We start from the raw sequence: 22,265 nt of genomic DNA, 5'->3' as shown, positions 1-22,265 counted from the left end.
ACTGACAGACATTAGATGACGTATAGGTTCAAAAATAAGGTAGACAAAAGTGTTAATAATCCGGCTAAAGCAAACAGATAAAATAAGGCTCTGGTTTTGAAAATTGATAACATCAAACCTACACCTTTAATGTCAATCATTGGCCCAAATACCAAGAATGCTAATAAAGAACCACTAGTAAAGGTGGAAGCAAATGAGAGGGCAAAAAACGAATCGACTGTAGAACAAATAGATACTACCGCCGCTAAGATTAACATGGCGATAATAGAGCTAATGGGGCCTGCACCTAAACCAATAATGAAATCACGGGGAGCTAAAACTTGAATAGCTGCGGCTACAGCACTACCTAGCACCATTACCCCGCCTAATTCCCGCAGTTCTTGGATGACATTCTCTAAAACCAAAGGCAGTTTCTCAACTACGGATTTCTTTGTGGGGCTGGGGTTGCTAGAAATGGGGAGAGAACTATCTAATCGAGTGGGTATTCCTGCTTTGCCACCCAGGATATAAGTTCCTGATTGTAAAAAATTTGGTGTTGATTGGTCTGTTGGGAGCGAAAACCTTTTCCCACGGCGCTTTTCTGATTTAGGTGGTGGGTTAAATTTCAGATAGCGAGCGATCGCTGGTTGCAAAATTGGACTTAAGTCTTTTTGAAAACTAAAGATGAAACCAATGATTGTGGCAATCGCTAAAGACAATATAACGCGTAATATCACAATTTCCGGCTGATCTCGGAAGGCCTTCCAAGTTGACCAAATGACAATTGGGTTAATGGTAGGTGCAGCCAGTAAAAAGCCAATAGCAACTGATGAAGGAACGCCTTGCATTAATAATCGTCGTGCTACTGGGACATTACCGCACTCACAGACAGGAAATAAGAAACCAATTAAACTCCCGAATAAAGCTCCCAGAAAGGGGTTGGTAGGCATTTTATCGACTAATTTGCGTTCATCGATAAAAAACAACAGCAAACTGGAGAATAACACCCCAATTAACAAAAAAGGAATCGCCTCGACTAGCAGACTCAAGAACAGAGTAAAGCCATTGTGTAATTGATTCATGGGTGTCGCAGTCACAAGCGGTGTTGAGTTTGTGGATTGTTCCTAGACATGTTACGGCAATGGGGATCAAGGACAGAACACAGAAAGTAAACCATATTATAAACAGTTATTTTGCAGAATGCGGGCGATCGCACCTAATTAATAGTTAGACCAACCTGAGGAAAAAGCTGATGATACATTTATTTAGCTTGTTATGCTTGTGATTGCTTCTTGTACCCTAATTTTCAGAATTTACCAATTCAACCAGATACCAGATGCTGATAGAGATAAATTCCTATGACCAGCGTTACCCGCAGACAAAGATGATCAATCTAACAAAAATTATGAATGTTGAGGTAGCAGGTAGAATATTAGGTAAGGGATTTCTCGTTTTCGTAAAAATTGGTGTGTTCGGTGTCACAAGAGTTTAGTTCTCAAATATCAGGGCCGTCTTTATCAGTAGGTAGCGATCGCGATCTGCATATAGATTCCACCCTCAACGAACTGCCAATGTATAGTTTTCAGGCAGAGAATACTTGTACTGGCAGAGAAATTATTAAATATTTAGAACAATATCCCCAATTACCAGGAATTATTTTATTAGAACAGGGAAAACACTGGGGCATGATCTCCAGAAAACAACTGCTAGAATTAGCAATTCGTCCCCATGGACACAAAATGTTACTAAAAGAAAGCTTAAGTGTTCTTTACAGTTATTTGAGAAAACCAATTTTATATTTAAGCGAGCAAACTTCCATTTTGTCGGCAATGCAATCCAGCTTAACCCGTTCCCCAGACCTGCTAGCAGAACCCATTGTCGTGCAAAGTACAGATAATCATTATCAATTATTAGATCAACAGGAATTAAATATAGCTGCTTGGCAAATTCGCAGCATTGAAACTCAATTAAAGTACGAACGCAGCCAAGCCAAAATGATTCAAAATGATAAAATGGCTAGCTTAGGCAGGTTAGTAGATGGTGTAGTACATGAAATTCTTGACCCTGTAGGTTTTATTTGGGGCAATTTAACCTATGTGACTAAATACAGTCAGGATTTACTCAAACTCATTGCTGTTTATGAGCAACAACTATCTCAAATTAATCAAGAAATAATTGCTTGTAAAGAAGATATAGAATTTGATTTTTTAGAACAAGACTTAATCCAAACTCTCAATAGTATCCGCACCGGAGCCGAAAGATTAAAAAAATTGGTTTCTAGTCTGCAAAACTTTTGTCATATTGATGAAGTTCACCCTAAACCAGCAGATATACACGCCTGCCTAGATAGTATTGTCCTGCTTATTAATAGCCGGATTAAAGGAGAAATCGAAATAGTCAGAAACTACGGACATTTACCGCCAGTTTTCTGCTTCATGGGACAATTAAATCAGGTATTTATGAATATTTTGAGTCAAGCAGTAGATGTATTATTAAATTCTTCTTGGCAGCGCAAATTATATCCAGAATCTACCAATACTAAACCTAAGCCACGCATTAATATTAAGACAAGTGTTATTTCTCAACCAGCAACCCAACCTAATGACCCTGACTCACGCTGGGTTTCTATCCGCATTGCTGATAATGGCCCTGGTATGTCTCCCGAATTAAAAAAACAAATTACAGAAACTTTTTCCACAGAAAAAAATGCAGACAAAGAAACTAGTTTAGCAGTGAGCTATCGTATTATAACTGTTAGACATGGGGGCAAATTATCATTCCAATCGGAATTAAATGTAGGCACAGAATTTGAAATACTTTTACCCCTAGTATAAGATTTACTTCCATGGATATAGTTTTCATCTATGCTCTGGAATAGTAAAATTTTTGTCACTGCACATAGCTATTAACTATCAAACATCACCATAAAGACCAAGCCTAGAGATAAATATATGAGTTATTACATTGCTCCCCGCTTTTTAGATAAACTAGCCGTCCATATTACCAAAAATTTCCTGAATCTTCCTGGAGTCAGAGTCCCCCTAATTTTAGGTATTCATGGACGTAAAGGTGAAGGTAAGTCATTTCAATGCGAACTAGTCTTTGAAAAAATGGGTGTGGAAGTAACACTCATCTCTGGAGGAGAATTAGAAAGTCCAGATGCAGGAGACCCAGCAAGATTAATTCGCTTGCGTTATCGAGAAACAGCCGAATTAATCAAAGTGCGTGGCAAAATGTGCGTACTCATGATTAATGATTTGGATGCAGGTGCAGGACGCTTTGATGAAGGTACTCAATATACCGTCAACACCCAATTGGTAAATGCCACATTAATGAATATTGCTGATAATCCTACAGATGTGCAATTACCTGGTAGTTATGACTCTAACCCCATTCGTCGTGTGCCTATTATTGTCACAGGTAATGATTTTTCCACACTCTATGCACCATTAATTCGTGATGGACGGATGGAGAAATTTTACTGGGAACCAAGCCGCGATGATAAAGTGGGAATTGTGGCAGGTATTTTTAGTCCAGATGGATTATCTCCAACAGAAATAGAACGATTAGTAGATACTTTCCCCCATCAATCAATAGATTTCTTTAGTGCCTTACGTTCTCGCATTTATGATGAACAAATTCGCGATTTTATTCATCAAATCGGCTTTGAAAAAATCTCTATGCGAGTTGTTAATAGTGTAGAACCACCACCAGAATTTAAAAAACCAGATTTCACCTTATCCCATTTAATTGAATCTGGTCAATTCATGATCAAGGAACAACAACGGGTGGAAACTTCCCATTTAGTAGATGAATATAATCGATTAAATCGTGGTAGAAGTTATCAAGCTGCACCTCCAATTCCCGAAGTATCTATTAATCAACCTGTTAATCATCAATACTTGAATCAATCCCCATCGAAAACCCATTTAAGTTTAGAAACTCAAGCTCAAATTCGCCAAATTTTATCCCAAGGTTACAAAATTGGCATTGAACATGTTGACGAACGGCGTTTTCGCACTGGTTCCTGGCAAAGTTGCGGCACTGTGCATATAGATGGGGAAGCAGATGCAATCTCCACCTTGGAATCTTGCTTACTGCAATATAGTGGTGAATATGTAAGGTTAGTGGGAATTGATCCAAAAGCTAAACGTCGAGTGGTAGAGACGATTATTCAACGACCCAATGGCAAAGTTTTCGGACTCACTAATTGATGACAAATAACAGTAGGATGCGTCGTCATGACGCATCCGAACAAAGTAAGATTATGAATAGGGAAGTTGTTAAGTGAGTTCTAACCAGCCTTGATATCCAGTGACAATCCGACTACCATCTTTGAGGATATGCACTTCAATTTGGTCACTGGCCCAGGTAATTTTATCTGCAAATTCTGGGTTTAATATCCGCACCTTTTGATTTTTAGAGGAAACTGGAGAATTAGGCGAATTAATAGCTAAGGATTTGACAAAGGGCCCGTCAATTAAAATGTCTAATTGTTCTAACAATTCTTGAGCACCGGGAGGGGCTGATTCTGATTGGAGTTGTGGGAGGGTAAAACCAGTAAATGACATGACATTTAAACCTGCGGCTTTTAACTTTTTCGCCAAAGCTGCCAATGCAGGTGCTTGCCAAAAAGGTTCACCACCAGAGAAAGTCACCCCTGTATTATTTGGATTACTGAGAATACTAGCTGCTAGACTATCCACGGAAATTAACTGATTAACTGCAAATGACCAGGACTCAGGATTAAAGCAACCAGGACACTCACGGGGACAACCTTGCACCCACACCACGGCACGACAACCAGGGCCATTAACTTCTGATTGATCAACATAACCCATAATGTTGAGATGTCCAGGGGGTATTTCTGGGAGTTGTACGGTTTGTGTGGAGGGCTGTGTTTGCATTGGTGTCTCCTTAGCAGTTTTACCTGTTAATCGTTAATATAGCTAGGTTCTAGAGGCATAACGCACGGGAATCTTGGTAAGATTATTAATTTTTTCAGCCAAAGCAGTTAACTTGTCAGCAGTTATACACTTGAAATACTGGTAAGAGGAAGAACGATTTTCACTGTGTTCATTACCTCTAGATTCTAAGGTTCTAGTTAAAATCCGGGGACGAGAGGGGGTATTAAATTGAATTTCGTCAGGTTTTATTCTTTCTAGAAAGCGGATGTAGTTGTTTTGAATATCTGCTGTCCAATTAGCTAAAACCATTGTTTGAATGGCTAAGATTCCTGAATATTCGCGACGAAATTGCTCAATACCAGCGAGAATTTGTGGTAAATCAATTGTCTCTGTAGGCTGATTAATGTGCCGTAGTTGATTTGACGAAATAGCATCTAATTTAACGGCGACAATATCAGCTGTTGTTAATGCTTGGCGGACAGCAGGATCATCTAACTTGCTACTATTAGTTAAAACAACGATCGCTCGATTGGTTATTTTTTTGGCTATTGCTAGCATTTCCCCTAAATTCAGTGCTAGGGTAGGTTCGCCACTACCACTAAATGTGACTACATCTATATCTAGATATCCCGCGGTGGGAATGGCTTGCAATTCACAGATAATTTGCTCTGTGGGGACAAAAATTTGCCGTTCACTCGTTCGCTGCTGAATATTACCCAGTTGGCAATAGACACAATTGAAAGAGCAGGTGGAAATAATGCCGATAGGATCGATGCCAAGCGATCGCCCATAGCGCCATGATTTAACTGGGCCATAAATTGCCGAAAAGCTTTGTCCTGGGGGAAATGACGACGCAACCATAACCACCTCATCCGCTAACCACCGTTAGGATTTTGGGCGATCGTGCCAACCTAGCGATTTATGTTCTGAATTTAAAGCTAGATTGTGAGAAAGTTGTGAGGGTTTTGGCAATTATCAAAGTTTGGAGGGGAACGAAACCTAGTCTGTATTCTCAATTATGAATATTACATATTAAACCGTAAACTTATTCTTGCATCTGGCATCACTTTCTTACACTGTATATTTTTAGCTTCTGTGTTTATTTTGTTGGTGCAAAATATTAGATTACGGATGTTATATAGGTATAAAACCTTTATTATAGTATTTATAAGCATGAATATATGCTTTTACATTGTATATTTATACTCTTGATACTTAATTGACATAAATTGTAATTTTATGAATTAAGAAAATTGATCAGGCAGGCTCAATAAGCTTATAAACTAAAAATTACATAACTGGTTTAATCCCAGAGTTATGCTCTAATTTTCTGGCTGACAAAAATCTCTATAGGGTATTCAGACTCCACTTTTGTGAATAGAGATGAAAGTTCCTATGTTTATTGTTTAAAACAGCCTCTTACTAGGAACTGAAATTCTATTGTTATTTCATGATTTATGAGCCATCGTCTCCCCCTCACTGTTCTGCTAATTGATGATTGCCCCGAAGACAGGTACTTATACAGTCGCTTTTTGCTACAAGATAGCCTGTATATCTATCAGATTGTGGAGAGTGAAACAGTAACAGAGACAATGAAATATTGTCAGCAGGAGACACCAGATATCATTTTGCTGGATTATAAATTGCCAGATGAAGATGGGCTAGAGGTGCTGGAGAAATTGAAGCAATACTTTACCAACAGTCACACTTCAGTTATCCTGCTGACAGGACAGGGAAACGAAATGATTGCTGTCCGTGCGATGAAAAGTGGTTGTCAGGATTATCTCGTCAAAGACCAACTTACTCCTAACATTCTGCACCGGGCAATTCATCAAGCAGTTGAACGGATGAACCTGACTAGACAGCTAGAACAAAGCCGGCAAAAACAAAAAATAATTGCGGCAGCAGCTTTACGGATTCATCAGTCTCTTCAATTAGAAGAAGTTTTACAGACAACAACAACAGAAGTACGCCAGTTTCTTAAGGCAGACAGAGTATTGGTGTATCAATTTAATCCAGATATGAGTGGTACTATTGTCGCGGAGTCGGTGCTGCCAAATTGGAGAGCATCTTTGGGGGTGCAGATTCAAGACACTTGTTTTCAAGAAGGTGCAGGTCAAGACTATCATCAGGGAAAAAAACGGGCAATTGATGATATTTATCAAGCGGATTTAACAGACTGCCATTTGCAGTTACTAGAACAATTTCAAGTCCAAGCCAACTTGGTAGTGCCGATTATTGTCACAGGGCAATTATGGGGATTATTAATTGCTCATCAATGTTCTGCACCACGTCACTGGGAAGCACAGGAACTGGAATTATTAGATCAACTTTCCGTGCAAATTGCGATCGCCATTCAACAATCTAGCGCATATCAACAGGCACAGGCAGAATTAGCAGAACGCCAACGGATACAAAAGACTCTCCAAGAGAACGAAGAAAATTTTCGCCAACTAGCAACAGCGGTGGAGGAAGTATTTCTGATCCAAAATGCTGACTTTAGTAAAACAATTTATCTTAGTTCGGGATATGAACGCATCTGGCAGCGGCCTTGTGCAGAAATGTACAAAAATCCGATGGTGTGGCTGGAATCTGTTTATCCAGAAGATATAAGTCGGTTACAAATAGAAATGCAGCAAGTGATGTCTGGTCAGAAATGCCAAACCGAGTACCGCATTTTTAGACCCAGTGGAGAATTACGCTGGATTTACGTCCAAGCATTTCCAGTTTTTGATGATTCTGGCAAAGTTTATCGTACTATTGCCTCAGCCAAAGATATTACTGAACGCAAACAAGTAGAAATAGCATTACAAGCACTGAATCAGGAATTAGAAACTAGAGTAGAACAGCGTACAGCAGCTTTACAGGCAAGTGAAGAGCGTTGGCAACTAATATTGCGTGGTACTAATGATGGAATTTGGGATTGGGATACTAGAACGAATCAAGTTTTCTTTTCCACTCGTTGGAAACAAATGCGAGGCTTTAGCGAGGATGAAATTAGCCACAACGTAGAAGAATGGTCAAGTCGCATCCATCCCGACGATTATGAACGGGTGATGCAAGCAGTGGCTGACCATTTTGCCCAAAAGACACCTTTTTTCCAAGAAGAATACCGAGTCAAGCACAAAGATGGCTCCTATCTATGGATATTAGACCGGGGTCAAGCTTTATGGGACGACGCAGGTAGTGTCATTCGCATGAGTGGTTCAGAAACTGATATTACTGAACGCAAACAAAAGAAGGAACAGTTACGGAATCTTTCTGACAGACTGACATTGGCACTGCAAGCAGGAGCAATTGGCACTTGGGACTGGGATATGGTTCAAGACCCAGTATGCGATGACCGAATGTATGAACTGTATGGTGTGCAAAAATCCCAGATTAAATCCACTTATGAGACTTGGCGAAATGCCCTTTATCCAGATGATCTTCCTGAAATTGATGCTGCCCTTGCAGCTGCTATCAGAGGTGAAAAAGACTTTGATACAGAATTTCGCATTGTTCATCCAGATGGCAGCATTCACTTTATTAAAGCTGCTGCCATAGTTCAACGCAATCACCAGGGCGAACCCATACGGATGGTAGGTATTAACTCTGATATTACAGAGCGCAAAACAATAGAATTAGCCCTGCGAGAAAGTGAACGCCGCTATGCAGCTTTAACACAAGCGGTTCCTGTTGGTATTTTCCGGCTGGATACCATTGGTAATTGTCTCTATGTCAATGAATCCTGGAGTCAGATGACAGGTAGACCGACACAAGCAGCTTTGGGTCAGGGATGGATAGAAACTTTGCATCCAGAAGACCGCGATCGCTTGTCGCAAAAATGGGTTCAATGGTCTCAAACTGCCCAGACAGGAGAACTCTTTTCTAACGAAGGTAGACATCTGCTACCAGATGGCAGCATTACTTGGTTCTACAGCTATGTCATAGCAGAAACCAATACCGATGGTAGCATTATCGGCTATGTTGGGACATTGACTGATATCACCGAGCGCAAACAAGCAGAAGCACAACTGTTGTATTTCAATCAGGAACTTAATAAAACTAATAGTGAACTAGCACACGCTACTCGCCTCAAAGATGAATTTCTGGCGAACATGAGCCATGAATTACGAACACCTCTCAATGCGATTTTGGGAATGTCGGAAGGCTTACAGGATGATGTGTTTGGAGCTATCAATGAACGACAACTAAGAGCCATTTCTACCATCGAGCGTAGCGGTAGACATTTGTTAGAACTAATCAACGATATTCTTGATTTATCAAAAATCGAATCTGGCAAACTAGAACTAGACCTGAGTGATGTTTCAGTTCAAAGCCTCTGTGATTCTAGTTTAGTCTTCATCCGACAGATAGCATTGAAAAAAAATATTGCCCTCAAATCCCATATTGCCAACAACCTTGGCAGCCTTCAGATAGATGAACGCCGGATGCGTCAGGTACTGATCAACCTACTAAATAACGCTGTCAAATTCACAAAAGAAAACGGTTCTGTATCCCTAAAAGTCTGGTTGGAAGAACCAGGGGGAGTAGAATCTACAGCTACAGTCAATTCTGCTTTGTCTTCTCCTTTCCTTTGTTTTTCTGTTACAGATACAGGTATCGGTATTAACCAAGAAGATATTAGTAAGTTGTTTCAAGCTTTTATGCAAGTTAATAGCAGCCTTAGCCACGAATATGAAGGCACTGGTTTAGGACTAGCACTGGTGAAGCAAATTGTGGAACTACATGGGGGAACGGTTTCAGTTAGCAGTGAAGTGGGAAAAGGCAGTTGTTTTACTATTCGTATTCCTTACCATAGCAGCAATGAAAGCTTAACAACAAAGGTAAATATTCCCTCACCTACTGAAATTGAATTATCACCACCATCTTTAGAATCTCCCTTAATTTTGATAGTGGAAGATAATCAGGTAAATATTGATATGATGTTTGACTATCTGGAAAGTCACGGATATCGTCTGATTACAGCCAACAATGGTCAGCAAGCACTGGATATTACTGCAACTCAACGCCCCGACTTAATTTTAATGGATATTCAAATGCCCCAAATGGATGGACTTGAGGCAATTCGACGCATACGCAATGATCTACAATTGACCGATATACCAATTATTGCCCTAACCGCTCTAGCTATGCCAGGGGATATGGAAAGTTGTTTAGCAGCAGGAGCAAATGAATATTTATCTAAACCTGTCAGACTTAAACAACTTGCAATTACGATTCAGCAACTTTTATCAAAATAAGTGCGGCTAGTTACTTATATATATTTCAACACCATCTACACGCAGTTTAGCCATGATGCTAACCAAGCTAAATCTTCCTTTGCCTTGTCCTAATTTTCTCGTTTTCTAAAGCTTGTTTCTTTTTTTCTATACTCACATTTTTAAGTGGTCTACCCAGTGGCAGACCACACATACCCTATGAAATAATTGGATATTCCATGGAACTTCTTTAGAAGGATAATAGACAACGCATATTTAATTTCACCAGATGTCTATTTAATAATTTCAAACTTGTCAATTGTTAAATACAATTCTTCATCAGCTATTTGAGTATCGTAATCAATATTAATTTGAGTAGGATAACCAAGTTTCGCGTCATATTTGACATTTAAGCTAGCAGCTTTACGGTCAATTGCATCCTGAATTACAGCAAATAATTTGGGTACACTGTCATATTGTTTAAACAGTTCTGGGTCTACTGCCTGTCCTGTTTCTTCAGAAGTAACTGAAGTAGTTACCCCATCTTTAACAACAATGAGCACTGGGCCTCTTGCTGCGGGAGCACAAAAGCAACTTTTACTGAGTCTATAACGATAATTTTTAACATCTTTCTCTTTCCATAACCGACTAAAAACTTTTAATTGAGCCTTGTCTAATTTGACTTGTTGAGTGGGTGTAAGTTGGACAGGTGGTTTTTTAGATAGTACAGAAGTGTTGAAACTTAAGGCAATTATTAATCCTGTACAAATAGCAATGGGTAAACGCATACAATTTTTGTCTACTGATTCAATCAACTAACTTTCACTTTGACGAGAGAGATAAATATAAAGTTGCCCAAAATGCAGTTTGACACTCCAGATTCAACTAGAGAGTCCTACAGGTAGGTTGAGAAAAGTTTAGCCTCTTGAATTCTTTGCGTCCTCAGCGAACCTCTGCACTAACAACTCTTCTACTTTCTTTTATTTCTTAAAAACTCCCTTAAACTCAATAAACTCAGAGTTTGGCCTAAATTCAGAGGTAACATAGACACTCCTTCTAGACGTGACTGTACCCAACCTTCACCCCAATACCATTCGTGAAATCCATCGATGCCTCCACTCAGTAGTAAGCGTACACAGTTACTTTTCACCACATCGACTTGATGGTGAATTGGGATAGGCCCAGTCCAGGTTGTAAATTGAAATCCTGAAGTTAGTTTTTCTGGCATTCCTGAAGCAAATTTTTGTGCTAATAACCATTGTTTCAGGTTATCTGGACGTAATAGACTATCGTGAATAGCTTCAGATGATGCTGCTATTTCAATTCGCAGTTGGCTTTGTTGAAAATTACCTAGCATAGTGATTAGTGGTTGGTGATTTCCCTTGGTTGCTGCTTTTTATGTTATACCGAAGTCACTTTTGGGGCAGGGGAGAACTTAGAATAGAAAAGTAGACTTGTTAAGAATTGTAAGGTTTTTCATGGCTGATCAATTGATTCGCGCGACAGCAGCGGATGGGGGAATTCGTGCAGTTGGTGTGATCACCACACGCTTAACAGAGGAAGCAAGGGTACGTCATAAGCTTTCTTATGTGGCAACAGCAGCTTTAGGCAGAACCATGACAGCAGGGTTGCTGATGGCTTCCAATATGAAGCGTACTGGTTCGAGGGTGAATGTCCGAATTAAGGGCGATGGGCCTTTGGGTGGTATATTGGTAGATGCTGGTTTGGATGGGACTGTTCGTGGCTATGTTGGCAACCCATCTATAGAATTACCTCCGAATGCCAAAGGTAAACTGGATGTTGGTGGTGCTGTGGGTAAGGGCTATCTCTATGTTGTGAGAGATATTGGCTATGGTTATCCTTACTCTAGTACAGTTGAGTTAGTATCTGGTGAAATTGGTGATGATGTGGCTCATTACCTTGTGAGTTCAGAACAAACACCTTCAGCTTTAGTATTGGGTGTTTTTGTGGGAGCACAAGGAGTGACAGCAGCAGGGGGGATATTGGTGCAGGTATTGCCAAAGGCTGCTAGAGATGAAGCGTTAGTAGCCAAGTTGGAATCAAGGGTTTCTGCTCTATCGGGGTTTACGCCTCTGCTACAAGCTGGAAAGAATTTAATTGAAATCTTGACTGATTTGCTAGGAGATATGGAACTGAACATATTTCCAGAAACTCACATGCTACGCTTCCATTGTGGTTGCTCTTTTGATCGGGTGCTAGGAGCACTAAAGATGTTAGGAGAAGCGGAATTACAAGACATGATTGTCAAGGATGATGGTGCAGAAGCAACTTGCGATTTTTGTGGGCAAGTTTATCAAGCTAGTAGCGATCATCTGGCTCAATTAATTGTTGATTTACAAGCTGAATCTTCTGCGTCTGGCTAATGTAGTTAGTTAAACGGCAACAAATTTAAGCAAATGATAAGTTTGGAGGTGAAAAATGATAAGGATAGATTTTTTATCGGGAGAAAGTATAGGATAACAAAAACAAAATTATCAAAATCGATCATATAGAGATCGTTAAGAAATTACTTTGGTGTGAGAAATGACAGAGCGGGATATTCCAGACAATTGGTCCCCAGGTAGAGCTAGAGAGTCCAATCATCAAGGCAATTTACCCTTGGATGGTGCTGCTACTGGCTCTACCTCTAAGTCAGTAAAAAAAAGGAAAAAAAAAGATACGTCAGGATTTATAAGTAAGGATTCCAAAGTAACGGCTGCATTTAATCAGTTAGCTGAGAAGATGCCAAGGTGGATGAAAAGCTGGGTGTTATGGTCAGTGATACTGACTTTAATTCCTGGTAGCACTGCCTTTCTGGCTGTGTCGATGCTGTTGAAGTTACCTTCTGCTCCTAATTGCCCAGAAATTTTTTGGCCCTTGGCAAGCGCGTCTGTACGGTTACACTGTGCTCAATTAGCAGCTTCTAAGCAGACGGTCAGTGATTTGTTACAAGCGATCGCACTGGTGAAGGAACTACCATCTAATCATCCATTACGCACACAAATTGATGGATTGTTAGAAGATTGGTCACGGGATATTTTACAGTTAGCGGACGAAAGTTTCCAAGCTGGTAATTTAGAAGAAGCGATCGCTACTGCTCGTCAAGTGCCAGAAGATTTAAAAGCTCACGAACTAGTAGACGTACAAATTGCCAAATGGCAAAGAATCTGGACAAGAGCAGAAAAAATCTACCAAGATGCAGAAAATGAACTGCGGCAAAGAAATTGGCAATCAGCTTTTATGCTGACGGCTAAATTGTTGCGCGTGAACAATAAATATTGGTCTAGTACAAAATATGATCAACTAAACCGAATTATTGTCACAGCCAGGGAAGATGGGGATAAGCTTTACAAGGCTGAAAATTTAGCTGGCAGTGGCTCAGTGGAAAATGTCCTGAAAGCCATGAAAATAGCTGAATCAATTCAACGCGATAGCTACATGTATCAAAAAGCGCAAGAATTGATTCCTAAATTTGGCAGCAAAATGCTCAAACTTGCCCAAGCTAGGATGGATCAGCGTGATGCGGATACAGCATTAGATATTGTGCGGAAAATACCTCCTATCCCTTCCCTACAAGCACAAATTGATGATTTTATTGTTTTAGGTGAAGCTCAAAGAAGTGCATTTATTGGCACAGTTGCTGGTTTAGAAGCAGCAATTTCCCAAGCACAACAAATTGATGCTTCCAGGGATATCTATGATAAAGCACAACAATTAATCGCCCGTTGGCAATTAGAAATTGGTGACGTGGGTCGGCTAGAAAAAGCGCGGACACTGGCTAGTCAAGGAACAATTAACGATTTAACCGCCGCAATTTCTGAAGCTGAACAGATTCCTTCTCAAAACCCCCGTGGCCAAGAAGCTCAACAAGAAATGGGACGGTGGCGTTATCAAGTAGAGTCCATTGAAGATAGGCCTTATTTAGATAGAGCAGACCAAATCGCCATGATGGAGGATATCAATTCACTCCAAGCAGCGATCGCAGAAGCTAGACAAATTCGTTCTGGTCGCGCATTATATCCAGAAGCTAGGCGCAAAATCCGCCAATGGACAGCTAAAATGCAGTTAATTCAAGACCGACCAATTTTAGATAATGCCAATGCACTAGCTGATAGTGGAGACTTAAGTGGTGCGATTAATGCCGCCAGAAGCATTGCTGGTTCAGGTAGAGTCTTAGCAGGGGAAGCACAAACAGCTATTAATGGTTGGGAAGAACAACTCAGCGCCAAAGATAACTGGCGCAAAGCCCAGGAAAACGCTAGCATTGGCACACCGGAAGCTTTAGCCAGCGCCATTAGGCTAGCTAATCGTATTTCGACAAATAACATCTTACGGATGGATGCTAATGTCGCTATTGATGGATGGAGTCAACAATTGTTACAGATAGCTCGCTCTCAAGGAGAATCTGACATTCCCACAGCAATTAATACTGCTAAGTTAATTCCCCGTGGCAGTTCTGCTTATGCAGATGCTCAAGCCCAAATTAACACTTGGCAACAGTTTCTTAATCCTCCCGCCACACCTTCAACATCGGAACCGACACCAAATAGCGAAGGTTTGTAGCACCAAGAAAAATATATCAACCAGGGGAGGCAGGGAAAGCCAGACATTTTTACATCTTGAAGGTGAAACTTGTAGGCTAGAAACTGCCTTCTATTATTTATTCATTGAGTGAGAGTTTTTTAATGAAAATATCAACTCATTTCTTGTTTTCACGTAAACAAGATGATAATTTATACCCTTTCAATTTTTAATTTTTAATTCATATATGTCTTAATTCACATAGAGAATTAATCCAGAATACAGTTGATAACTGATACCCAATATTTACTTTGTCCGATGATGATATTTTTGAATATAATGAAGTGGATTTTTAATCATGGTAGACTCTCAAACCTAACTTCTACCATTTTTTAGTCCCGAAATTTATATTGCGGACAGGTCTATTGCTGTTGGGATATGGATGATTTTTTCTGTGTTTAAGATTAGATTTTTTGTGCCGATTAGTCTAAGTATCAGCCTCTTGATTACTGGTTGTAGTGAAAGTAAAGTTTCACAGTGTCAGCGATTAATTCAAGTTGTCAATCAAGGCATATCTTTGATTGATAATAACAAAGGTAAACAAGCTAACACTAGCTTACAATTATCTAAAGATTTAAAAGATGTGACCAAATCTCTCGCAGAACTGAAATTTACAGACCCCAAGCTGGAGGAATTTCAAGGTGATTTTGTCAAAGTTTTTCAAAATTTAAGTCAAGCTATAGCCAAAGCTGCTCAAGCTCTCAATACAGCTAAGACAGCGGAAGCAACGCCATCTGGTAGAGAAAAAATTCAAAAGGCTCGTACTGATATTGATTCTGCACTGACAGCAGCCGCTAAAACGGCTGGTAAAGAATCTGATAATTTAAGTAATCAGCTGAATAAGTATTGTAGTCAATCTCAATAACCACAAAATAGAACCAAGGACATGAAAAACCCAGTCTAATTTACAAGTAGATTCTAGCAGTGTCCTTGGTGGACAAGATACTGTTCAACTCCTTGAATAACTATGAAAGCAGAAGCGATTGAATTGATAGCCAGGGTTCTCCAGGTTTTACAAATTAATATGCGGTGGATGACTTGGAATTTATTTCTGGCTTTTATCCCTTTAGTTTTAAGTGTTTGGTTATTTCGGACGAAAAAGGGACGCTCTTGGGTTTGGTGGTTAGGATTTACAGTTTTTTATGCTTTTTTACCCAATGCACCTTATTTATTAACAGATGTGATTCACCTGATTGATGACATTCGTCAAATTCAATCTGTGTGGGTGATTACACTAGTGTTAATTCCCGTGTATCTATTAGTGATCCTAGCTGGATTTGAAGCCTATGTTATATCCTTAATTAATTGGGGCTATTATTTACACCGCATTGGCAAGAGTAACTGGATTTTCAAGATGGAAATTATCACCCATGCCCTTTGTGCTGTGGGCATTTATTGGGGTAGGTTTTTACGCTTCAATAGTTGGGATTTTATTACTCAACCAGATGCCATTCTGACTAGAGGTGTGGAAGAAATTCTGGGTAAACAACCTTTAGTGATTATTGCTATCACTTTTGTTATTTTGCTTGCTTTGCACTTACTGATGAAACGAGTCACCTTAGGATTTGTTTCGGCTAAAAATCATGACAATGGAATTGATGCAGAATCAAATCATCCTCGTTTACCTCATACTGGATAGTAAAAACAATATATTCAACTTTTCAGGTGTGTTAACGAAGTGTAACGCACCTTATTTATTTATCTTAACAAAGTCTTAAACTACCCATTTGCTAGCTCTATCGGCATGAAGTGGGTGGGAATAAGTTGATCCCTTGCTGATGAATTGTAATGAAAGCATAATCTAGAGTTGCGAAATATCATCAGTATTGATAAGCTGAAACACTGATAAGATTAGCCTTCTGGCGGTTTTTCTGTTTTCACATCCCCATAGGCCGACCTAAGATAGGAGTGTTGTTTCGTGAACGCAGCTGAACAGGCAACCAATGTTGAACTCGCCAGCAAGATTGCTACGGTAGTTAATTTGTTTAAAACGGAGTTTCCTGATGCTAAATCGGATCTCAAACCCTGGAAGAATGACCCGGAAACCAGAGAGTTGGTAGATCCAGATTCCATTGACATCGGGTTTCATTTTCCGGGGATCAGTAAATCTTGGCGTAGTCGTAGCGTATTAATTCAAATCCGTTTTTATGAAGATCCCATCACCAATGTACGACGGGCAATAGGGATAGAAGCTTCAGGATTTGACCATCGAGGAGAAGTTTGGCGACTTTCGACTATCGAAAAATGGAGTTTTGTGGGTGAGTCTCTACCTGCTTCTTCTGTGGCAGAAAAGCTGAAAAAGATTTGTCAACAAATTTTAGAAGTATTTAACAATTCCTGTAATCTTGACCCCAATGTCAATGAATAACTATAGCATCAGATGGTTGGTTGAATGTCAAGATAAATACCTTTGATTGTTTATGGTAGAGATGTGTCAGGGCAAGGTCTATCAAAAATTGATTTGACTTCAACCATCAGCTTGGAGGGTCAATTTGAACCTTGTTTAAGTCGAAAAAGACCAAATTTAGTTGAAAAAATCTATCTATCAATAGTTACCAAAACCAGATGAAGTTGAGAAGGTACTAAAGAGTAGGTGTCAGCAACGCTGATATTTTCTGGCAATGCCAAATAGTACCTGAATCGTCTATGAACTTAAATTCCTGTGCTTTTCTGTTCCCTGCTATTGTGTCTGCACCGATTAAGGAACCTGTACCTGTTTTTTTGACGATATTAGGGATGATGCTGATTGCACCTCTAATTTTTGAAAAAATCCGTCTACCAGGCATCGTGGGATTAATTTTGGCGGGGGTAATAGTTGGGCCACATGGTTTGGGTTTGTTGGCACGGGATAACACCATTGTGCTGTTAGGTACTGTGGGATTGTTGTTTCTCATGTTCATGGCAGGTCTAGAAACAAGCTTGGATGACCTGAAATACAACGCAGATAAGGCAGTGATATTTGGATTAGCCACCTTTGCTGTACCCATGATTTTGGGCACAGGGGCCATGTTAGGTATTGGTTATGGTTTTTTACCTGCAATTTTGGTGGCTTCTTGTTTTGCATCCCATACTTTGCTGGCTTTACCTGTGGCCAGTAAATTAGGGATTATGCGATCGCCAGTTTTAACTACCACTTTAGGTGGAACTTTAATTACCAATATTTTGGCCCTCTTAGTTTTAGCTGTGGTGGTCAGGGCCCATCAAGGTAATTTAACGCTAAGTTTTTGGTTATTTCTCATTCCCTCGCTCATTCTCTACACCTTTCTCACCCTTTGGGGTGTACCTCGTCTCGGTAAGTGGTTTTTTCAGCAGTTCGGACATGATGAAGGAGCAGAATTTACTTTTGTCCTAGCTACCCTGTTTGTGGTGTCCTATGGGGCAGAATTGGTGCAAATTGAACCGATTATTGGCGCTTTTTTGGCAGGAGTGGCCATTACCCAACTTATCCCCCAACTCAGTCCGTTGATGAATCGCCTTCAATTTATTGGTAATACTTTATTTGTGCCATTTTTCTTGATTTCTGTGGGGATGCTGGTTAACCCCAAGATTTTATGGCAAGAACCGCGATCGCTTTTAGTTTCTGGTGTGATGGTAGCGGTGGCACTCGTTGCTAAATATGTACCTGCTTGGGCTACGGGTAAGTTATTTGCTTTCAATTTTGACCATGTAATGGTGATGTTCGGCTTATCTGTGGCTCAAGCGGCTTCTACCTTAGCAGCAATCACTGTAGCTTACAATATCAAGTTGGTAGACCAATTAACGGTCAACGGCACCATTGCGATGATTTTAGTCACCTGTATCGCCTCTCCTTGGGTAACGGCGAGGTGGGGGCAAAATCTTCACCCCGCAGACCAAAAAAGCGTTAATTCTACCGCTGGCAATTTAGGCGATCGCGTTTTAGTTCCTGTTGCTAATCCCAATACTGAGGATAACTTATTAAAATTAGCAATTATTTTGACAAAATCTGTGTCAGGAACACTGTTACCACTGCATATCTTAATTAACGATGGTTCTCCCATTTCCGCCTCTGCCAAGGCTAGGCAGACTCAATTACTTTCTACCGCAGAAATGATAGCCCATGCTGCCGTAACTAAAGTTACACCTATTAGCAGAATTGACGAAACTATTGATCAGGGAATTGCCCATGTGGCAGTGGAACAGCAAGCTAGTGTGATTGTCTGTGGCTGGAAAGGTTACTCCACCTACCAAGAAAATTTCTTTGGTGGTGTGATTGATAAATTGGTATATCGTAGTTTTGTTCCTGTGTTGTTGACGCGGTTTCCTTTACCAATTGAACACACATCAAGGGTTTTTCTAGCCTTTACCAGTCAACAAGCTTACGCTAGTTCCTTTGGGCAAAGTCTCCGATTAGCTCAAGGTTTAGCCACAGAACTGAAAGCATCTTTACGGTTGTTGCAGGTGGTGACAGCAAAAGCAGTAGAAATCAATTTAGCAGAAGTAGGGCTAGCTGAGGATACAGTAATTCAAAATGTGCGGGGTAATTTTGTCCGTCAAGTTTCCCAACTGCTCAAACCTAATGATTTGCTGCTGTTCAATGGTGCAGTGGAACATAAAAACCAAATATTTTCCCTCTTAGGCAGTGTTCCCAGTGCGATCGCTCGTAATCATCCGCAGGTGGGTATGATAGTTGCTTATTTTCCGATACAAAAAAGCTAACTAATGCTAACAAGAGCCAGCTTTTTCTTCCTGCTTCATCCTAAAAGTGTCGGCACTATCTAGTCCACAGGCTAACACGGTCAATCTGACCGCTTCTTGTTTTAAGTTAATCGCAGCATTTACATCTCTGTCACACTCAAAACCACAATGATCACACTGGAAAAATCTTTGAGACAATGACAATGATGATTTTTTCGCACCACATTGAGAGCAAGTCTTACTACTGGGATAATATCTACCCACAATTACTAACTTACTGCCATAAAGTTGTGTTTTATATTCTAGCTGCCTTCTAAATTCATAAAAGCCCATATCTGATATAGCTTTTGATAATTTCCCATTTGCTAACATCCCTGATACATTCAAATCTTCTATCCCTATAACCGCGTGGTTTTTGCTGATATAAGTCGTGATTTTGTGTAATGTATCTTTTCTGATGTTGGCTATTTTTTGGTGTAATCTCGCTATTTTGATTTGTGCTTTTCTGTAGTTATTTGAACCTCTGAGTTTATGACGGTTCAAATATTGCATTCTTCCTAATTTAGATTCATACTTTTTATAGCTTTTTACGCCATTAAATATTTCTACTGTTGATAATGTTGCTAGATGATTTATTCCTAAATCAACTCCTACAAACTCTTGTTTTTTCTCGGTTTGAGTAGCTTCTGCGTCTATTTTCCAAGAGATAAACCACTTATCAGCTTGTTTACTGATGGTGACAGATTTAGGTTTATATCCTGTAGGGAGAATTTCATAAGTTTTTATCCTACCAATTACGGGGACTTTGATTTTTCTGTATTCAATATGAATTGCACCATCTAAGGTAAAAGAATCATGTTGGCCTTTTTTCTTAAACTTAGGAAACCCTTGAGTTTTTTTGAAGAAGGATTTAAAGGCATTTGACAAATATCTTAATGCGTATTGAGGGGCGCATTTAGACACTTCCTAGTACCAAGGATGGGTAGATTTAATGGCTGCTACTAACAATTTGTGTAAATCTATGGCTGTGGGAAATTTAATTTTGTCTTCAGGATTAAGTTTGTTATGTATGAGAACCTGTTGACATAATGCTAAACCTTGATTCCAAGCGTGTCTAGCTACTCCTGCGTGTTGTGCCAGTAGTAGTCTTTGTTGCTGGCTTACCTTCAGTTCTGTCTTGAATCCTAGTAGCATCATTGTATTTTACAGCCAAAGAAGCACACATAACAAGAGCCGATGACTTTAACTGGGAGCATAAGTAAGCAATTGTTAGTAATTGTTAGCTTTTGGCTTACTGTTAATTAACCTCCACAAAAAAGGTGCATTACACGATGTGAATGCACCTAATAGCAAATGATTAATTCTGATTTTTCCTCACAGAAAGTTGGTTAATAACCGCCTTCTTCTTCGTATTCAGGCTGTCTTTCCTTCACCTTCTTGGGAATATTCACAGGTTTTGGTGCATCATCCCAAGCATCACCTTCTACGTCATCATAATCATCGTAATCATCAGCGTAGGTCTTTCTGTAGGTTGGAGTTTCGTATTTCGGCGCTTCTTGATATCTATCTCTACCAGTCGCCTCACTCCAGTTATCTTCCTCTTCTTCGTATTGAATGGATTCGTAGGAACGAGCTTGCATAACTTGACGTTGTGGCCTTTCTTCTTCTATATAGTCCTCAGTCCATTCCTCTTCCTCCCTGGCTACAGGTTCAGGGGTACGAACTTTGGGTTTAGGTGGTTGCAAAGGTACACCGCTAGGTAGCTGGTTACTTGGTGCAACGGCACGGGGCGTAGAATAACCATACTCTTCATCTGCATCTCGTTCCCAGGGGGCTTTACCAATACCCAGCCTTTCCAGCACACCAACTGTTAATTGATTTACTCTTTCTTCAGCACCTTCAAAAACAATCAACCGACTAGGGCCAGTGCTGACAATTTCTTCGATAGATATTTCGTAGGTACTCAAAAACTGGTCGGGAATTTGGGGAACACCCAAGGAAGCAATGACAATGGAGTAAATTTTCCCAGTTTCGCCATTGAATTTAAAGCCTCTGACTCTACCTAAGACTTCACCTGTTTCCGTGATGACTTCCCAGTTCATCAGATTGCTGAGGGATTCCACCTCAATATCTTCGATTACGTCCTCATTATCTACCAAGATAACGTCACCGATCTGGTTGATACTGTTGAGGTACATATAACGAGGAAGACTGGAGATAGAGATCAGGCTGTCTCGTAAGCCAAGAGCCACAACCTCTCTTTGGTCAATATCTACCCAGACTTGACTCACGATACCTAGCCGCTTGCCGTTATCGCGGGTAATCACCTGAGTGTTTAATATATCGGAACGCCTAATAATTTGTTCGGAGGTCATTCTATACGGAGTCCTGATCTCGAATCCGGTTTATATATAAACTATTTTTAACAAAAACTCAAGTCGATTGGTGTTTTGGCGTTTGGGGTCAGGTAGACGAGGAGAAATATAAACCTCTTCTCTGACCTGATTACCTGTCGCTTAACCAGGAGGATGATAAGTTAATCCTCAGAACTTGAGTGTGAAGGTACTCATGCTTGAGTAACGCCAATTTTGCGTTCGGCTGATTCTATCATTGGACGACGCAAACTCACAACAATGAATTGTGCTTGTTGTGCCTGTTGTTTAATTATTCTAGCTAATCGTTCTACGTTTGCCCCATCTAAAAATCTATCAACTTCGTCAAAGGCGTAAAATGAGCTTAGGTGTGGCTGCGCCTGAAGGAGATATCTTTTTTTGTGGATGCTGGTGTTGTGATGGACGCAGATACCATTAATAGACATCAAACTCAAATTTGAGCTTCAACCATTCTGATAATATTTGTACAAGAATAAATATATCAAATTAATTTGATGTCAAGTGGTTGGGTTTCCTTTGGTCAACCTAACCTATAAAAGATCGCC

At 40.0% G+C, this 22,265-nt stretch carries 17 protein-coding genes and 1 pseudogene; 9 read left to right on the top strand and 9 right to left on the bottom strand.

Going from position 1 to position 22,265, the window contains the following annotated elements; all coding sequences use genetic code 11:
* Window positions 1-11: 11 nt before the first annotated feature.
* On the bottom strand, window positions 12-1,061 hold the full coding sequence (locus H6G73_RS02760; RefSeq protein ID WP_190601565.1) for a permease: 1,050 nt from the start codon (window positions 1,059-1,061) through the stop codon (window positions 12-14).
* 393 nt (window positions 1,062-1,454) lie between these two features.
* Between H6G73_RS02760 and H6G73_RS02755 the strand changes: the two genes are divergently transcribed.
* Both H6G73_RS02755 and H6G73_RS02750 read left to right on the top strand, forming a co-directional pair.
* On the top strand, window positions 1,455-2,813 hold the full coding sequence (locus tag H6G73_RS02755) for an ATP-binding protein (protein WP_190601414.1): 1,359 nt from the start codon (window positions 1,455-1,457) through the stop codon (window positions 2,811-2,813).
* A gap of 117 nt (window positions 2,814-2,930) precedes the next feature.
* Window positions 2,931-4,193: a ribulose bisphosphate carboxylase small subunit gene (locus H6G73_RS02750; protein ID WP_190601413.1), complete on the top strand. Its 1,263-nt coding sequence runs from the start codon at window positions 2,931-2,933 to the stop codon at window positions 4,191-4,193.
* Between the two features lie 69 nt (window positions 4,194-4,262).
* Here H6G73_RS02750 and H6G73_RS02745 read toward each other — a convergent pair whose 3' ends face one another.
* Both H6G73_RS02745 and H6G73_RS02740 read right to left on the bottom strand, forming a co-directional pair.
* Window positions 4,263-4,886 (bottom strand): 4Fe-4S single cluster domain-containing protein, encoded by a 624-nt coding sequence (locus H6G73_RS02745; protein ID WP_190601412.1) that lies wholly within the window; start codon window positions 4,884-4,886, stop codon window positions 4,263-4,265.
* A 42-nt stretch (window positions 4,887-4,928) separates the two neighbouring features.
* Window positions 4,929-5,747, bottom strand: coding sequence for a radical SAM protein (locus H6G73_RS02740; RefSeq protein WP_190601411.1), 819 nt, complete (start codon window positions 5,745-5,747; stop codon window positions 4,929-4,931).
* A gap of 596 nt (window positions 5,748-6,343) precedes the next feature.
* On the opposite strand from H6G73_RS02740, the gene H6G73_RS02735 reads away from it, so the two are divergent.
* A complete protein-coding gene (locus H6G73_RS02735; protein WP_190601410.1) occupies window positions 6,344-10,132 on the top strand; it encodes a PAS domain-containing protein in 3,789 nt (1,262 codons plus the stop codon).
* A 251-nt stretch (window positions 10,133-10,383) separates the two neighbouring features.
* Here H6G73_RS02735 and H6G73_RS02730 read toward each other — a convergent pair whose 3' ends face one another.
* Window positions 10,384-10,878, bottom strand: coding sequence for a DUF6174 domain-containing protein (locus tag H6G73_RS02730; RefSeq protein ID WP_190601409.1), 495 nt, complete (start codon window positions 10,876-10,878; stop codon window positions 10,384-10,386).
* 182 nt (window positions 10,879-11,060) lie between these two features.
* Complete coding sequence (locus H6G73_RS02725; protein ID WP_190601408.1) at window positions 11,061-11,447, bottom strand: hypothetical protein; 387 nt, start codon at window positions 11,445-11,447, stop codon at window positions 11,061-11,063.
* 121 nt (window positions 11,448-11,568) lie between these two features.
* Here H6G73_RS02725 and hslO point away from each other — a divergent pair, with 121 nt between their 5' ends.
* The 6 genes from hslO to H6G73_RS02695 all read left to right on the top strand — a co-directional run bounded on the left by hslO (window position 11,569) and on the right by H6G73_RS02695 (window position 19,348).
* A complete protein-coding gene (gene hslO / locus H6G73_RS02720) occupies window positions 11,569-12,474 on the top strand; it encodes an Hsp33 family molecular chaperone HslO (protein ID WP_190601407.1) in 906 nt (301 codons plus the stop codon).
* Window positions 12,475-12,634: 160 nt separating this feature from the next.
* Window positions 12,635-14,653: a chromosome segregation ATPase gene (locus H6G73_RS02715; protein ID WP_190601406.1), complete on the top strand. Its 2,019-nt coding sequence runs from the start codon at window positions 12,635-12,637 to the stop codon at window positions 14,651-14,653.
* Between the two features lie 400 nt (window positions 14,654-15,053).
* Window positions 15,054-15,536 carry a hypothetical protein gene (locus tag H6G73_RS02710; protein WP_190601405.1) on the top strand — a complete coding sequence of 161 codons (483 nt, stop codon included), beginning with the start codon at window positions 15,054-15,056 and terminating at the stop codon, window positions 15,534-15,536.
* Window positions 15,537-15,638: 102 nt separating this feature from the next.
* On the top strand, window positions 15,639-16,310 hold the full coding sequence (locus H6G73_RS02705) for a DUF1361 domain-containing protein (RefSeq protein WP_190601404.1): 672 nt from the start codon (window positions 15,639-15,641) through the stop codon (window positions 16,308-16,310).
* A gap of 279 nt (window positions 16,311-16,589) precedes the next feature.
* The gene (locus H6G73_RS02700; protein WP_190601403.1) at window positions 16,590-17,039 is read left to right on the top strand and encodes a hypothetical protein; all 450 of its coding nucleotides are present in this window, start codon (window positions 16,590-16,592) and stop codon (window positions 17,037-17,039) included.
* Window positions 17,040-17,317: 278 nt separating this feature from the next.
* Window positions 17,318-19,348 (top strand): cation:proton antiporter domain-containing protein, encoded by a 2,031-nt coding sequence (locus H6G73_RS02695; RefSeq protein WP_190601402.1) that lies wholly within the window; start codon window positions 17,318-17,320, stop codon window positions 19,346-19,348.
* Window positions 19,349-19,354: 6 nt separating this feature from the next.
* On the opposite strand, the gene H6G73_RS02690 is transcribed toward H6G73_RS02695, so the two are convergent.
* From H6G73_RS02690 to H6G73_RS02680, 4 genes and pseudogenes are all read right to left on the bottom strand, one after another.
* The gene (locus H6G73_RS02690; protein ID WP_256443760.1) at window positions 19,355-20,290 is read right to left on the bottom strand and encodes an RNA-guided endonuclease InsQ/TnpB family protein; all 936 of its coding nucleotides are present in this window, start codon (window positions 20,288-20,290) and stop codon (window positions 19,355-19,357) included.
* A 3-nt stretch (window positions 20,291-20,293) separates the two neighbouring features.
* The gene (locus H6G73_RS24325; RefSeq protein WP_242034097.1) at window positions 20,294-20,524 is read right to left on the bottom strand and encodes a helix-turn-helix domain-containing protein; all 231 of its coding nucleotides are present in this window, start codon (window positions 20,522-20,524) and stop codon (window positions 20,294-20,296) included.
* A 191-nt stretch (window positions 20,525-20,715) separates the two neighbouring features.
* On the bottom strand, window positions 20,716-21,702 hold the full coding sequence (locus H6G73_RS02685; protein ID WP_190601401.1) for a PRC-barrel domain-containing protein: 987 nt from the start codon (window positions 21,700-21,702) through the stop codon (window positions 20,716-20,718).
* 130 nt (window positions 21,703-21,832) lie between these two features.
* Window positions 21,833-22,064, bottom strand: a pseudogene (locus H6G73_RS02680) (hypothetical protein); the annotation flags it as partial.
* Window positions 22,065-22,265 lie beyond the last annotated feature (201 nt).

The organism is Richelia sinica FACHB-800, from assembly GCF_014698825.1.
Classification (GTDB): domain Bacteria; phylum Cyanobacteriota; class Cyanobacteriia; order Cyanobacteriales; family Nostocaceae; genus FACHB-800.
The sequence above is the reverse complement of the archived record's forward strand: the minus strand, read 5'-3'. Positions and strand labels throughout refer to the sequence as shown.